Below are 14,043 nucleotides of genomic sequence, written 5' to 3'. Positions count from 1 at the left end.
TGGCAGAATTGGACTGATGCATGACACGATGTGGCCGGTAGCGGTCGGTTAAGTAGAGCCAATTCGGCGAAGGTGGACTGATTTCCATGGCGCAGTGGACTTCGGCAGTGGGTGCACCCCAACTGGCCCGGCTCCTCCGGTCGCAGGACCCGCGGGACGCCGAACTCACCGCCACCGGGCGCCGGTTGCCCGCCTACCGCAGCCTCGCCGACGGCGTACGCCTCCTCGTCCTGGAAGGGCGCATCCCGGTCGCCGCCCGGCTCCCCGCCGAACGGGAACTGGCCGCCGCATTCGGCGTCAGCCGCACCACCGTCGCCGCCGCCTACGAAGCGCTCCGCGCCGAAGGATTCCTGGAGTCCCGCCGCGGCTCCGGCAGTTGGACCGCCGTCCCGGCCGGCAACCCCCTGCCCACCCGCGGCCTGGAACCCCTCCCCCCGGAGGCCGCCGGCTCCATGATCGACCTCGGCTGCGCCGCCCTCCCGGCCCCCGAGCCCTGGCTGACCCGCGCCGTCCAGGGCGCCATGGCCGACCTCCCGCTCTACTCCCACACCCACGGCGACTACCCGGCCGGCCTCCCCGTGCTGCGCCAGGCCCTCGCCGACCGCTACACCGCCCGCGGCATTCCCACCATGCCCGAACAGATCATGGTGACGACGGGCGCGATGGGCGCCGTCGCCGCGATCTGCCGCCTGTGTACGGGCCCCGGAGAGCGGGTCGCCGTCGATTCCCCCTCGTACGCCAACATCCTGCAGCTGATGCGGGACGCCGGCGCCCGGCTCGTCCCCGTCGCCCTGGGGGAGCGGCTGGCCGGCTGGGACATCCCCGCCTGGCGCCAGGTCATGCGGGACGCCGCCCCCCGCATGGCCTACGTCGTCGCCGACTTCCACAACCCCACCGGCACCCTCGCCACCGACGACCAGCGCCGCCGCATGGTCGATGCCGCACGGTCGGCCGGCACGCTGCTCGTCGTCGACGAGACCATGGCCGAGCTCCATCTGGACGACGACCCCGAACCGCCGCGCCCGGTCTGCGCCTTCGACCCCGCGGGCAGCGCCGTGATCACCGTCGGCTCGGCCAGCAAGGCGTTCTGGGCCGGCATGCGGATCGGCTGGGTGCGCGCCGCGCCCGACATCATCCGCAGCCTGGTCGCCGCCCGCGCCTACTCCGACCTCGGCTCACCCGTTCTCGAACAGCTCGCCATCGCCTCGCTCCTGGAGGGCGAGGGCTGGGAGGCCGCCGTCGAGATCCGCCGCCAGCAGGCCCGCGAGAACCGCGAGGCGATCGTCACCGCGCTGCGCCGCCACCTCCCCGACTGGGAGTTCAGCGTCCCACATGGCGGCCTCACCCTCTGGGCCCGTACGGGCGGCCTGTCCGGCTCCCGGATCGCCGAGGCGGGGGAGCGGCTGGGGGTACGCGTCCCCTCCGGCCCGCGGTTCGGGGTCGACGGCGCCTTCGAGGGCTTCGTACGGCTGCCGTTCACGGTCAACGGCGCGGTCGCGGAAGAGGCCGCCGTACGCCTCGCGGGCGCCGCGCGGCTGGTGGCCACCGGCGCCACCGTCGAGTCCGAGGCGCGCCACGCCTTCGTTGCCTGACGGATCGCCGGCCCCGCAGTTGGGCCTCAGCCGTCGATGTGCGCGGCCTCCGACCCGTTGAGCGCGACCGGCCCGCCGCCGTCGAAGGCCGTCACCCGCGGGCTCAGCGGGGAGGTCTCGTCCGCGGCGGGCGCGGGCTTGGCGAAGGACGTCGCCGCACCCATCGGAGCCGTCCGTTCCGGCAGCAGCGCCATCAGGTCGATCCGGTCCGTCTCGCAGGTCGCCTCGTCGAACGGGTCGGGCGTGGCCGGCACCTGGAGCCGCAGCACCGGGCCGCTGCCGAGCCGGGCGTAGCCGCGGCCGGGCGGCACATCGGCCGTCGGCGTGGTGTGCGGCGGCGCCCCGAGCACCAACCGCACCTCCTCCGCCGTCGCCGGACCGAGCACCACCCGCGCCCTCGTGTACGCCCGCACGGCATCGTTCAGCAGCTCGGCGCTCTCGAACTGCTCAGCCACGACGACGGTCACATTGGCCGCCCCGCCGTGCCGCAGCGGCACATGCAGCAGCCGCTGCGGATCCTCCTGGTCCTCCGCTGCCGCGAGATGGGCCAGCGTCGTCGGACGGTCCGCGATGAGCCACAGCGGCCGCCGGGTGTCCTCCGGCGCGGAACGGCCCACCTGCCGCGCGCGGTTCGCCGAGATCAGCCGCCGCTCGGTCTCCCGCGCGGCCCACTCCAGCGTCGCCCGCGCCCCCGCGAGCCCGCTCTCCACCCCCAGCACGCCACGGCGCCCGGCCAGGCACGCGAAGTCGCCGGCGCCGCTGCCGTCGATGACCAGCACATCGCCGTCGACCAGCGCCTGCAGCGCGATCGACCGCAACAGCGTCGTCCCGCCCGTCCCCGGCTGCCCCAGCACCAGCAGATGCGGCTCGGTGGACCGCTGCCCGGTCCGCCAGACCACCGGCGGCACATCCTGCATCTCGTCGCCCTGCACGACCGGCAGGGTCCGCTCGACGGAATCGGGGTCGGTGAACCCGAGGACCGTCTCGCCCGGCGAGGTGACGAAGCGCTGCACCGCGATATCCGTGGGCAGCGGGCCGAGGACGCTCAGCACCAGCTGATTGGCCGCCTCGTCCCACGCGAAGTGGTACTCCCGGCCGCGGCCGGACTTGGCGTGCAGCACCTGCTCGATACGGGCCCGGGACGCGTCCTCGCCATCGGTGAAATACGCCGGGTACTTCAGTTGCAGGTGCTCCAGCCGCCCGTTCTCGTCGAAGGCGTACTCGGTGAAGGCCTCCTCCCAGTCACCACCGTGGGCGTAGAGGGGGCTGGGGTCGCCCTCGGCGGAGAAATACGGCACCAGCGCCTCGTACAGCGACTGCAGCCGCTCCGCCTCGGCCTCGCCGGGCCCGGTCTGCGCAGGCGTACGGTCCCGCCCCGCCCAGGCCGCCGCCCCCATCACCAGGGCGGCCGCGAGCAGCGGCCCGTACGGCACCACCGCCACGCCCAGCACACACGCGGCAACGAAGAAGAACAGCGGGCCCCGGCGATCCTTGGGCGTCGCATCCCAGCGCTGTCTGCCGAGGGCGGCCAGCCGGCGCAGTCCACGGCTGATGGTGATCAGCGGATGGAACACATCGGAGGCACTGTCGGCGGCGGTGCGCGCAAAGTCTCTGCTGCGCACCAGGGAAGCGCTGTCGGTCAGGATGCGGGGCAGGGGGCGCCGGGCCACATCTGTCTCCTGTTGCTCGTGCGGTGGTCGTGGCGGCTCGATGTGGGCGGCGAGCCGGGGCGGTGCGGCGGGCTAGATCTTCAGCCCTCCCAGGAGACCCGCGAGGCTGGCGCCGCCGGCCTTGATGCTGGGCGCGATGGCGGAGCCTGCGAGGTAGAACCCGAAGAGCGCGCAGACCAGCGCGTGGGAAATCTTGAGGCCGTCTTTGCGGAAGAAGAGGAAGACGATGACGCCGAGCAGGATGACGCCGGAAATGGACAGAATCATGGGGTTCTCTCCTGGGTGGTGGGGACGATCACCATGAGTTCTTCCAACCTCACAGCAAGTATCAAGCCATCAAAAGCTGCGAATGGGTGATTTATCGTTGAAACCCCCCAAACGGGCCCCGTCTGTAGGGCGCGTCGCCTGGAACTGTGCTTCGCGTGTCGCGCACGGGTCCCGCCGCCCGGCGCCCCCGCGGACTCCGGCACAATCGGGGGGTGTCGAAGAAGAAGCCGCGCCGCCCGGCCGCCGCGACCCCCGCCGCCGCGACCCCCGCCTCGCCCTGCCCCTGCGGACGCGATGCGGCCTACCGCGACTGCTGCGGCGCCTGCCATGAAGGGCGGGCCGCCGCCCCCACCGCGGAGCGGCTGATGCGCTCGCGCTACAGCGCCTTCGCCGTCGGCGACGCCGGATATCTGCTGCGTACCTGGCATCCGTCGACCCGGCCCGGCACCCTGGAATGCGTCGCGGGACAGCGGTGGACCGGCCTGGAGATCCTCGCCACCACCGGCGGCACCGCCTTCCACACCGAGGGCACGGTGGCCTTCCGCGCGCACTACACGCTGCAGGGCCGGACCGGCAGCCAGGACGAGAACAGCCGCTTCGTCCGCGAGAACGGCCAGTGGCTCTACGTGGACGAGGCGCCGCCCGCGTAATCCGACCCCGTCACCCGCCTCTACTGGCCGCGCAGCATCAGCTGCTCGATCTCACGGCGCTCACGCTTGGTGGGACGTCCCGCGCCACGGTCCCGCGTCGCGACGGCGGGGACCTCCTCGCGCGGCGGGGGCGGCGGGCTGTTGTCGATGAAGTACTCCGCGGCGACGGGCGCGCCCACCCGCTTGCGCACCAGCTTCGAGACGACCACGATCCGCTCCCGGCCGGCAATCCGCAGCCGCACCTCGTCACCGCTGCGCACGGCGTGCGCCGGCTTCACCCGGTCACCGTTGACGCGTACGTGCCCCGCACGGCAGGCCGCGGTGGCCTGTGACCGCGTCTTGGTGAGCCGCACCGACCAGATCCAGCTGTCGATGCGGGTGGTGGTCCCCTCGTCTGAAGCCATGACACGACTCTAGGCCGCGCGGGGGCGGGCGCGCGCGGATTAAGCGGAGGCGCTCGTGTCAGGCGGAGGCCTTCTTGCCCGCCCGCTTCGACGGGGGCTTCTTGGCGGTGCTCTTGGCGCCGGCCTTGGCCGCGGTCCTGCTCGTGCCCCCGCTCGCGCCGGTGCTCTTGGCGGCCGCCGTCTTCTTCGCGGGTGCCTTCTTCGCCGTCGTCTTCTTCGCTGTCGCCTTCGTGGCCGTCTTCTCCGCGGTCTCCTTTGCGCCGCCGCTCTTCCCGGCCGGCGCCGTCCCGGCCTTCTCTGCCGCCTTTCGCCCCCGTATCGGCGTGACGGATCCCGGACGCCCGGCCTCCGCCCCGCCGCGTCCCTGGGCCGCCGCGACGCTCTTCTCCAGCGCGGCCATCAGGTCGATGACCTGGCCGCCGCCCGACGTGTCGGGCGCGACCGGCGCCCCGCCCTCCAGCTTCTGTGCGACCAGCTGCTCGACGGCCTCGCGGTAGTCGTCGTGGAGCTCGTCGGGGTCCAGCTCGCCCAGGGAATCCATCAGCGTCCCGGCGAGCTTGAACTCGTTCTCGCGGATCTTGACGTCGGTGCCGGGCCCGGCACCGCTCACCGGCCGGACCTGGTCGGGCCACAGCAGCGTGTGCATCACGATCGCCCCGTCGTACGCCCGCAGCATCGCCAGCGACTCCCGCCCGCGCATCGCCACCTTGCCGATCGCGACCTTGTGCTGGTGCTCCAGCGCCTCCCGCAGCACCGCGTACGGCTTGGTGGCGGAGGACCCGTTCGGGCCCAGGTAGTAGGCCTTGTCCATCTGGAGCGGGTCGATCTCGGCGGCGTCGACAAACGCCAGGATCGCCAGCGTCTTGGCCGTCGGCATCGGCAGCCGGGCCAGATCCTCGTCGGTGATCTGCACGAGGGTGTCGTCGTCCGGCGCCGGATAGCCCTTGCCGACCTCTTCGTTCGGCACCTCTTCCCCGTCCAGCTCACAGATCTTGCGGTACCGGATCTGCGCCCCGTCCTTCTCATGAATGCGCACGAACGAGACCGACGAGGTGCGGTCGGTCGCGCTGTACGTCTTCACAGGGATGGTCACCAGACCGAACGATATGGACCCATTCCAGATAGATCGCATCTCTCATCCCCTGCCGGGTGATCTGTGGGATTCTCATCGTATGTCGCCGATCACCGTCGTGGAGGGGCGGCGCCTCTCGCTGACCAACCTCGACAAGGTCATCTATCCCGGGACCGGCACGACCAAGGGCGAGGTGGTGCACTACTACACCATCACCGCGGACCCGCTCCTCGCGCACCTCCGCGACCGCCCGCTCTCCTTTCTGCGCTACCCCGACGGGCCCGACGGCCAGCGCTTCTTCACCAAGAACGTGCCGCCCGGCACCCCCGCCTGGGTGCAGACCTGCGAGGTGCCCCATTCGTCCTCCGGGCCCACCCGCCAGGTCCTGGTGCAGGACCTCTCCTCGCTGGTCTGGGCCGCCAACCTCGTCGTCGAGCTGCATGCACCCCAATGGACCAGAGGGGCGCCCGGCTCTGCCGACCGTCTCGTTTTCGACCTCGACCCCGGCGCCCCGGCCACCGTCGTGGAATGCTGCGCCGCGGCCCAGTGGCTGCGCCGCCGGCTGGCCACAGACGGTCTCGACACCTACGCCAAGACCAGCGGTGCCAAGGGCCTGCACCTGATCGTGCCCATCGAACCGACCCCGTCGGAGCGCACCACGGCCTATGCCAGAAGCCTCGCCGTAGAGGCACAGGCAGCCCTCCCGGACCTGGTCGTCCACAAAATGACCAAGGCGCTGCGCCCCGGCAAGGTCTTCATCGACTTCTCCCAGAACGCCGCCGCCAAGACCACCGCCGTCGCCTACACCCTGCGCGCCCGCCCCACCCCCACCGTCTCCGCCCCGGTCACCTGGGACGAGATCGCCGACTGCACCGACCCCGGCCAACTCACCTTCCTCTTCGACGACATCGCGCCCCGCCTCGCCCGGCACGGCGATCTGCTCACCCCGCTCCTCGACCCCGGCCGCGCCCGTCCGCTCCCCAACGGCCCCTGGTAAGAGCACGCCGCTGCGGACCGTGGATTGATCAGATGGTGGAGGGGGCAACACGCAGCACAGCATCGTCGGCGCAGCCCGCGCCTACACCCTGATGATCGGCGGCGCCCTGAACTCGGTGCTGGTGCCGCAGCTCGTACGGGCCAGGGCCGAGCACGCGGACGGCGGCCGCGCCTTCGAGCAGCGGCTGGTCACCCTCGTCCTGAGCGTGCTCGCGGCCGGAACGGCGCTCGCGGTGTGGGCCGCACCGTCGATCGTCGAGATCTACCTGCCTGACACCCCCAAGGCACACGCCGCCTTCGAGCTCACCGTCGTCTTCGCCCGCTTCCTCCTCCCGCAGATCTTCTTCTACGGCCTCTTGTTCATCCTCGGCCAAGTCCTCAACGCCAGAAGCACGTTCGGCGCCATGATGTGGACGCCCGTCCTCAACAACATCGTGCTGATCACGATGTTCGGCCTCTGCATGGGCCTGCCGGCCGGACCGGACCGCGTCCAGGACATCTCGCCCGCCCAGATCAACCTCCTGGGCCCCGCCACCACCGGCGGCATCGCCCTGCAGGGCCTGGCCCTGATCCCCTTCGTCCGCGCGGCAGGCTTCCGCTTCCGGCCGCGCTTCGACTGGCGCGGCCACGGTCTGCGCAAGAGCATCGTGGCCGCCCGCTGGACCCTGCTGTTCGTGCTCGCCAACCTCGTCGCGATGACCGTCGTCTCCCGCTTCGCCACCGCCGCCGACCAGTAACTCCCCGACGCCGGCGTCGGATACGCGAACCACTCGACGCCCAGACCCTCTGGAACCTGCCGCAGTCCATCGTCACCGTCTCGCTGGTCACGGCCCTGCTGCCGCGGATGAGCCGCGCGGCCACCGAACGCCGGCTGGACGGCCTGCGCGACGACCTGTCCCGCGGGCTGCGCGTCAGCTCGAGGACGCCCGTACGCCCTTCTGGATGGCCGTCTGCATCAGCGCCGTCAACATCGCCCTGGCCGCCGCCTGTCACTGCCTCCTGCCTGCCCGCCGGGCGGTGACCGGTATGGCCGCCGCCTACACCGTCGCGTACGGCATCGGCATGCTCGCCACCGCTCTGCTGCTGCACCGCCGGCTCTCCGGACGCCTCGACGGCCGCCGGCTGTGCCGCACCTGCGGCAAGCTGACCGTGGCCGCAGCCGTGGCCGGCGCGCTGGGCCGGCCGGCGGTGCGCGCCTGCGACGGGGTGGCCCTCCCGGCCGGCTGGATTCCGGTGCTGGGTCTTGTCGCGGGCGGGGGCGCCATGGCCTTGTTGTTCCTGGCGCCGGCCCGTCTGCTGACATCGGGGAATTGCGGAGCCTGCCGGGTCTGCGATGAAGGCGGTACGCTGCGTGACCTTTCCTGGCGACATTTCCTGAGGGGTTTCCTGACGGAACATGAGAAATTCACCGGCTTGCCGCCTTTGACGTGCCATCAGCCCAGTTGCCGGTTGCTCACCGCGTAAACACATAACTCTCTCCCTGTGTTCACACTGCGGTGAATGCCGTGATGGAAAGCTTTCTGCGGCCGTATACCCAACGGCCGGTGCCGGTCGTGCCCCCACATTTCACGGCTCGGTGCCACATTTCGGGGAGAGGACACCATCCGTGGACAACACCCGCATGACCCGCCGCGGCCGTACCGCGCTGACCGTGGCCGCCGTCACCGCGCTGGCGGCGCTCGCCGTACAGATCCCGGCCACCGCCACGGCCGGTACGGCAACCGGTACGGCGGCGCACAGCAGATCCGTCGCCACGTACGACGACACGTACTACAAGGACGCGATAGGAAAGACCGGCCAGGAACTCAAGAATTCGCTGCACCAGATCATCAGCAGCACCCAGACCGGGAAACTGAGCTATTCCCAGGTCTGGGACGCCCTCAAGGACACCGACGAGGACCCGGCCAACAGCGCGAACGTCATTCTGCTGTATTCCGGCACCTCGGAGAGCAAGAATTCCAACGGCGCCGATCCGGACGACTGGAATCGCGAGCACGTCTGGGCGAAATCCCATGGCGATTTCGGTACGGCCACCGGTCCCGGCACCGACATCCACCATCTCCGACCGTCGGATGTGTCGGTCAACAGCACCCGCGGCAACAAGGACTTCGACAACGGCGGTACGGAGGTCGGCGAGGCGCCGGGCAATTACACCGACGGCGATTCCTTCGAGCCCCGCGACGCCGACAAGGGCGATGTCGCGCGGATGATCCTCTACATGGCGGTCCGCTACGACGGCGGCGACGGGTTCCCCGACCTGGAGCCCAACGACAAGGTGGACAACGGCTCCGCGCCGAACATCGGGCGGATCTCGGTACTCAAGCAGTGGAGCGACCAGGACCCGCCGTCCGCCTTCGAACAGCACCGCAACCAGGTGATATTCGACAAGTACCAGCACAACCGGAACCCGTTCATCGACCACCCCGAGTGGGTCGACGAGATCTGGTAGCAGCCACCTCGCGAGACATCCGCGCCGCCACCGGGGCGGGCATTGCGGGCGGATGGGCGTCGCTCGGTGTAGCGTCCTGATCAGCTGTCGTGGTTCCGAAGTGCCGGGCGCCCGTGTCGCATTCACGGGCGTTCTTGCTGTGCAGTGCGTCTCCGGGCCAGGGCGATCACCTCCGGGTTCCGCAGGTCGCGGAAGCCGATTCAGGCCCGATTTTTTGACGAAGGAGACAGGTTCTATGGCTACCGGCACCGTCAAGTGGTTCAACTCCGAAAAGGGCTTCGGATTCATCGCGCAGGACGGCGGCGGCGCCGACGTATTCGCGCACTATTCGAACATCGACGCCCAGGGCTTTCGCGAGCTCTCGGAGGGCCAGAAGGTGAGCTTCGAGGTCACCCAGGGCCAAAAGGGCCCCCAGGCGGAAAGCATCCGCCCGGCCTGATCGCCGCCCCCGGCCATGGCGCCCGTCCCGTACCGGGAACGGGCGCCGTGGTATTCCGCGGCCGGGCCCCGAGGCGCTCAAGGACGACGGTCGTGGAGGATCTTCTGAAACATCCGATGGTCGCGCCAGGCCCCATTGATGTGCAGGTAGTTCCTGGCGATGCCGTACGGCTCGAACCCGCACTTGGCCAGCACGCGCTGCGAGGCACGGTTGTCCAGCAGTGTGCCCGCCGCCAGCCGGTGCAGGCCCAGCTCCGTGTCGGCCGCCGCACAGACCCGGGCCAGCGCGGCGGACGCCAGCCCGCGCCCCACCTCGCCCGCGTCGATCCAGTACCCGACATTGCCGCTGCGCAGCGGGCCCAGCACGATGCCGGACAGCGAGATCGCCCCTACGATGCCGGCCTCCGCCGCGGCATCCTCCCGTTCGAGGACCCAGGGGATCCCGCGCCCCGCCTCCCGGTCGGCCAGCAGCGCGCGCAGCCGTTCCGACTGCCCGGCGGGGGTGTAGAAGGCCTCATCGCGGTCCGGCTCCCAGGGCCGGAGATGGTCACGGCTCCGAAGACAGGCGTGGGCGAGGCCGGCGGCATCGTCCTGTGTGGCGGGCCGCATGACAACGTCGGAGGTGAGCTGCACGGACGCGGTGATCATCCGCTCAGCCTACGAGCACGGCACCGCGCGGGCGTGTCCGAGGGAGCGCCCGCGACGGAGATGAAGCGGTGAGCCGCCGTGCAACGGCGCGGCGCGGCGTGGTCAGGGCTGCGGCGGCCGGTCCTGGTCCCCCGGCGTGCCGTACTGCTCCCTGAGCTTGTCCTGGCCCGTGTCGATCTGCCCCTTGTACGTGCCCTGGGTCTTGTCGTCGATGGTGTCCCCGGCCTTGTCGATGCCCTTGTCGGCCTGCGATTCATGGCCCTTCAGCATCTGCTTGATCTTGTCCATCATGGACATGCGGCATCCTCCTCACCACGGTCCCCCCACGACTCCAGCATCGCCCCCGCTCGCATGATCTGCATCCGCACACCGCAGTCCCGCACACCCCCGCAGTCACCCGATCGGGCCAGGCCGATCCGGGATTCGTGACGACAGTCCATCGGCCCGCCCGACGGGCACGGCGCCGCCGCCCGGCCGAGAATGCAGCGGTGAGCGATGAACAGTGCACCTCCGACGACACCGCGCCGCGCCGCATGCCGTCCCACGAGCAACGGCGCCTCGCCCGAGGGGCACTGGCCGGCCGTGCGCGCGACGCGGACGATCTGTCCCTGCTGATGGACATGCTGGGTCTGGACCCGGCCGGCGATCCCTGCCACGAGGCGGCCGACGGCCCGGGAACGGACCCCGAGCCCGGAACCGGACGCGAGCGCGGCACGGGACGCGAGCGCCGGACCGACACCCGCCGCGACACCTGCGCCGAGGCTAGCCCTCCCGGACCAGCCGCAACGTGACGATCTGGAACGGCCGCAGCGCCATCCGCACCGTGTTGCCCTCCCGCTCCACCGCCGGGCCCTCCGCCGTCGGGCGTTCCAGCAGGTCCGTGGCGACCACATCGGCCAGGGCGAAGGACGTGGTGAGTGCGGTCCTGGCCCGCCCGCCGTGGGCCTCGTGGAGACGGACGATCACATCGCCGCCGGCATCGTCGGCGAGTTTGACGGCCGTGACGACCGTGGCGTCGTTGTCGACCGAGATCAGCGGCGCTACGGGGCCGGCGCCGGTGATGCGCCGTTCGGGCAGGTTGATGCGATGGCCTTCGCGTACCGCGTCGGCGAGGGTCGCGCCGGGGGCGAGCGCGTAGCGGAAACGGTGCCGGCCCTGGTCGGTCTCGGGATCGGGGAAGCGCGGGGCGCGCAGCAGAGAGAGCCGTACGGTGGTGGTCGTACCCCGGTCGCCGTCGTCCCGGACGGTGCGGGTGACGTCATGGCCGTAGAGGCAGTCGTTGACCAGCGCGACGCCCCAGCCCGGCTCCTCGGCCTGGACGAAACGGTGCGCACACGCCTCGAACTTGGCCGCTTCCCAGCTGGTGTTGGTGTGCGTAGGCCGGTACAGATGCCCGAACTGCGTTTCCGCGGCGTAGCGTTCGGCGTGCAGGTCAAGGGGGAAGGCGGCCTTGAGGAACTTCTCCGTCTCGTGCCAGTCGGCCTCGGTGGCGATGTCCAGGCGCCGCCGTCCCCGCGCCAGGGACAGTTCCTGTACGACCCGTGAGGCACCGAAGGAGCGGGTGACGCGTACCGTCGCGGCCCCCGGCGCCGCCTCGCTCAGCACCACCTCGTCCGCCTCGGTGAGATCGGTGACGACATTGCGGTAGAAGGAGTCCACGTCCCAGGCGTCCCACATGTTGGGGAAGTCGGGGTGGATCTGCAGCAGGTTCGCCGTGCCACCGGGTGCGACGGCCTCGCGGCCGGCGGCGAGGTCGTACGCGGAGACGACCAGGCCGCGGCCGTCGATCCCGATGCGCAACAGGCCGTTGTCGAGGAGGAATCCGCCGTCCGGGCGGGACTCGGCGCGTACCGCGGATCCGTCCTGGACCGCTGCGCCGATGGCGCCGGCCGCGACCCCGCCGCGGGCGTGCGGCGCCGAGTTCGCCACCAGACCGCCGCTCCCGCCGCCGGCCAGCGCGCCCAGCGCCGCCGCGATGATGCCCTCCAGCTCGACGGCGACCGCGGCGTACGTCTTCTCCGCCTCGCGGTGCACCCAGGCAATCGACGAACCCGGCAGGATGTCATGGAACTGGTGCAACAGTACGGTCTTCCATAGGCGGTCCAACGCTGCGTAAGGGTAAGGGTGTTGGGCCGCTACGGCCGCCGTCGCCGACCACAGTTCCGCCTCGCGCAGCAGTGCCTCGCTGCGGCGGTTGCCGCGCTTGGTCCTCGCCTGGCTGGTGAGGGTCGCGCGATGCAGCTCCAGATACAACTCGCCCACCCACACCGGAGCCTGGGGGTACTCGGCCTCCGCCTTGGCGAAGAAATCGGCGGGCTTCTCCCACTCCACCACGGCCGAACCGTCCAGGCTGCGCAGCCTGCGGGCCTTGGCGATCATCTCGCGGGTCGTACCGCCACCCCCGTCACCCCAGCCGGTCGGCGCCAGCGAGTGCCGGGCCACACCCTTGTCCTTGAAATTCCTTGCCGCATGGGCGATTTCACCGCCCGCCATCTGACAGTTGTAGGTGTCCACCGGCGGGAAGTGGGTGAAGATCCGGGTGCCGTCGATGCCCTCCCAGCGGAAGGTGTGATGCGGGAAGGCATTGACCTGACTCCAGGAGATCTTCTGCGTCAGCAGCCACTTCGCGCCCGCCGCCTTGATGATCTGGGGCAGACCGGCGGCGAAGCCGAAGGTGTCCGGCAGCCACACCTCGTCGCTCTCGACACCAAACTCCTCCAGGAAGAACCGCTTGCCATGCACAAACTGACGGGCCATCGCCTCCGAACCCGGCATGTTGGTGTCCGACTCCACCCACATCCCGCCCGCCGGTACGAACCGCCCGTCCGCGACGGCCTTCTTGACCCGGGCGTAGACCTCCGGACGGTGCTCCTTGATCCACGCGTACTGCTGCGCCTGCGACATGGCGAACACGAACTCCGGCTCGTCCTCCAGCAGCGCCGTCATGTTCGACGCCGTACGCGCCACCTTCCGTACGGTCTCCCGCAGCGGCCACAGCCACGCCGAGTCGATATGCGCATGCCCGACCGCGCTGATCCGGTGCGCGGACGCCGCCGCGGGCGCCGCCAGGACATCGCCCAGTGCCGAACGGGCCCGCTCCGCCGACCCGTTGACGTCCTGAAGGTCCACGAGGTCCAGTGCCCGGCCCACCGCCCGCAGTACCTCCCAGCGCCGCGGACTGTCCACCGGCAGCTCCGGCATCAGCTCGCCGAGCACCTCGAGATCCTGGATCAGCTCCCACACCGTGGTGTCGAACACCGCCAGATCCATCCGCGCCAGCCGGTACAGAGGCTCACTGCCCGCCGTCTCCCGGTCGCCCAGCCGGGTGGGCCGGAAGGGCGGGACGTCGAGGATCACCGGGTTGGACGCGGCCTCCAGATGCCACTCGACGCGCTCGCCGCCCCGCACCGGCGCCCCCACCCGCACCCACTGATTGCGCGGATTGATGGCCTTCACCGGACTGCCGTCGGGCGTGTACACGAGCGCCTCGCACTGAAATCCCGGCATCCGCTCATCGAACCCGAGGTCCAGCACCGCCTCCACGGTGCGCCCGGCCCACTCCTTTGGCACCCGCCCCTGAACCCGGAACCAGGTCGTCGCCCAGGGCGCACCCCACATATCGCCCACGGCCACCGGGGAGTGCACCGCCGCCAGCCCTTCCGCGACGGGCACCGTTCCCCAAGCTCTCGAACCGACTCGAGCAGGGGAGCCCCCAATCCCCGGCGCGACCCAGGCCGCGACATCCAGGGGGACCGAGTCCGGATACAGGGCAGGCCGGATGCGCTCGTTCAGCACACGCGTGAGACGGGCTTCGACCAGTGCGCGATCGTCATGCATGGGAGACGGCTCCATGGGAG

Annotated in this window: 13 protein-coding genes and 1 pseudogene; 7 read left to right on the top strand and 7 right to left on the bottom strand. The window is 70.8% G+C overall.

The features are described 5' to 3' along the window. The first annotated feature begins 86 nt into the window (after positions 1–86). On the top strand, positions 87–1,592 hold the full coding sequence (locus AB0D04_RS27240; protein WP_362708270.1) for a PLP-dependent aminotransferase family protein: 1,506 nt from the start codon (positions 87–89) through the stop codon (positions 1,590–1,592). A gap of 26 nt (positions 1,593–1,618) precedes the next feature. On the opposite strand, the gene AB0D04_RS27235 is transcribed toward AB0D04_RS27240, so the two are convergent. Together AB0D04_RS27235 and AB0D04_RS27230 are read right to left on the bottom strand one after the other, a co-directional pair. Beyond that, a complete protein-coding gene (locus tag AB0D04_RS27235; protein WP_362708267.1) occupies positions 1,619–3,262 on the bottom strand; it encodes an ABC transporter ATP-binding protein in 1,644 nt (547 codons plus the stop codon). 72 nt (positions 3,263–3,334) lie between these two features. Further along, the gene (locus AB0D04_RS27230) at positions 3,335–3,529 is read right to left on the bottom strand and encodes a hypothetical protein (protein WP_362708264.1); all 195 of its coding nucleotides are present in this window, start codon (positions 3,527–3,529) and stop codon (positions 3,335–3,337) included. Positions 3,530–3,741: 212 nt separating this feature from the next. Between AB0D04_RS27230 and AB0D04_RS27225 the strand changes: the two genes are divergently transcribed. Next, the gene (locus AB0D04_RS27225) at positions 3,742–4,179 is read left to right on the top strand and encodes a YchJ family metal-binding protein (RefSeq protein ID WP_362708262.1); all 438 of its coding nucleotides are present in this window, start codon (positions 3,742–3,744) and stop codon (positions 4,177–4,179) included. A 20-nt stretch (positions 4,180–4,199) separates the two neighbouring features. Here AB0D04_RS27225 and AB0D04_RS27220 read toward each other — a convergent pair whose 3' ends face one another. Together AB0D04_RS27220 and AB0D04_RS27215 are read right to left on the bottom strand one after the other, a co-directional pair. Further along, the gene (locus tag AB0D04_RS27220) at positions 4,200–4,583 is read right to left on the bottom strand and encodes an RNA-binding S4 domain-containing protein (RefSeq protein ID WP_362708259.1); all 384 of its coding nucleotides are present in this window, start codon (positions 4,581–4,583) and stop codon (positions 4,200–4,202) included. Positions 4,584–4,641: 58 nt separating this feature from the next. Continuing rightward, the gene (locus tag AB0D04_RS27215; RefSeq protein WP_362708256.1) at positions 4,642–5,715 is read right to left on the bottom strand and encodes a Ku protein; all 1,074 of its coding nucleotides are present in this window, start codon (positions 5,713–5,715) and stop codon (positions 4,642–4,644) included. Between the two features lie 40 nt (positions 5,716–5,755). Here AB0D04_RS27215 and ligD point away from each other — a divergent pair, with 40 nt between their 5' ends. The 4 genes and pseudogenes from ligD (at position 5,756) to AB0D04_RS27195 (ending at position 9,539) form a co-directional block, all read left to right on the top strand. Further along, positions 5,756–6,652, top strand: coding sequence for a non-homologous end-joining DNA ligase (gene ligD, locus AB0D04_RS27210; RefSeq protein WP_362708254.1), 897 nt, complete (start codon positions 5,756–5,758; stop codon positions 6,650–6,652). A gap of 82 nt (positions 6,653–6,734) precedes the next feature. Further along, a pseudogene (locus tag AB0D04_RS27205) lies at positions 6,735–7,988 on the top strand (lipid II flippase MurJ); the annotation flags it as partial. A 269-nt stretch (positions 7,989–8,257) separates the two neighbouring features. Beyond that, positions 8,258–9,100, top strand: coding sequence for an endonuclease (locus AB0D04_RS27200; RefSeq protein ID WP_362708252.1), 843 nt, complete (start codon positions 8,258–8,260; stop codon positions 9,098–9,100). 235 nt (positions 9,101–9,335) lie between these two features. Then, entirely contained in the window at positions 9,336–9,539 is a 204-nt protein-coding gene (locus AB0D04_RS27195) for a cold-shock protein (RefSeq protein ID WP_362708250.1), read from the top strand. A gap of 77 nt (positions 9,540–9,616) precedes the next feature. Here AB0D04_RS27195 and AB0D04_RS27190 read toward each other — a convergent pair whose 3' ends face one another. Further along, a complete protein-coding gene (locus AB0D04_RS27190; RefSeq protein ID WP_362708247.1) occupies positions 9,617–10,186 on the bottom strand; it encodes a GNAT family N-acetyltransferase in 570 nt (189 codons plus the stop codon). Positions 10,187–10,288: 102 nt separating this feature from the next. Beyond that, positions 10,289–10,483: an antitoxin gene (locus tag AB0D04_RS27185; protein ID WP_362708245.1), complete on the bottom strand. Its 195-nt coding sequence runs from the start codon at positions 10,481–10,483 to the stop codon at positions 10,289–10,291. 191 nt (positions 10,484–10,674) lie between these two features. Here AB0D04_RS27185 and AB0D04_RS27180 point away from each other — a divergent pair, with 191 nt between their 5' ends. Then, positions 10,675–10,977, top strand: coding sequence for a hypothetical protein (locus tag AB0D04_RS27180; RefSeq protein WP_362708243.1), 303 nt, complete (start codon positions 10,675–10,677; stop codon positions 10,975–10,977). Here the strand turns inward: AB0D04_RS27180 and AB0D04_RS27175 are convergent. Continuing rightward, a complete protein-coding gene (locus tag AB0D04_RS27175; protein ID WP_362708241.1) occupies positions 10,949–14,023 on the bottom strand; it encodes a glycoside hydrolase family 38 C-terminal domain-containing protein in 3,075 nt (1,024 codons plus the stop codon). The genes AB0D04_RS27180 and AB0D04_RS27175 overlap by 29 nt on opposite strands. Positions 14,024–14,043: the final 20 nt, after the last annotated feature.

This window comes from Streptomyces sp. NPDC048483, assembly GCF_040651455.1.
Classification (GTDB): Bacteria; Actinomycetota; Actinomycetes; order Streptomycetales; family Streptomycetaceae; genus Streptomyces.
Note: the sequence above shows the minus strand (reverse complement) of the source record. Positions and strands in the feature narration are given on the sequence as shown.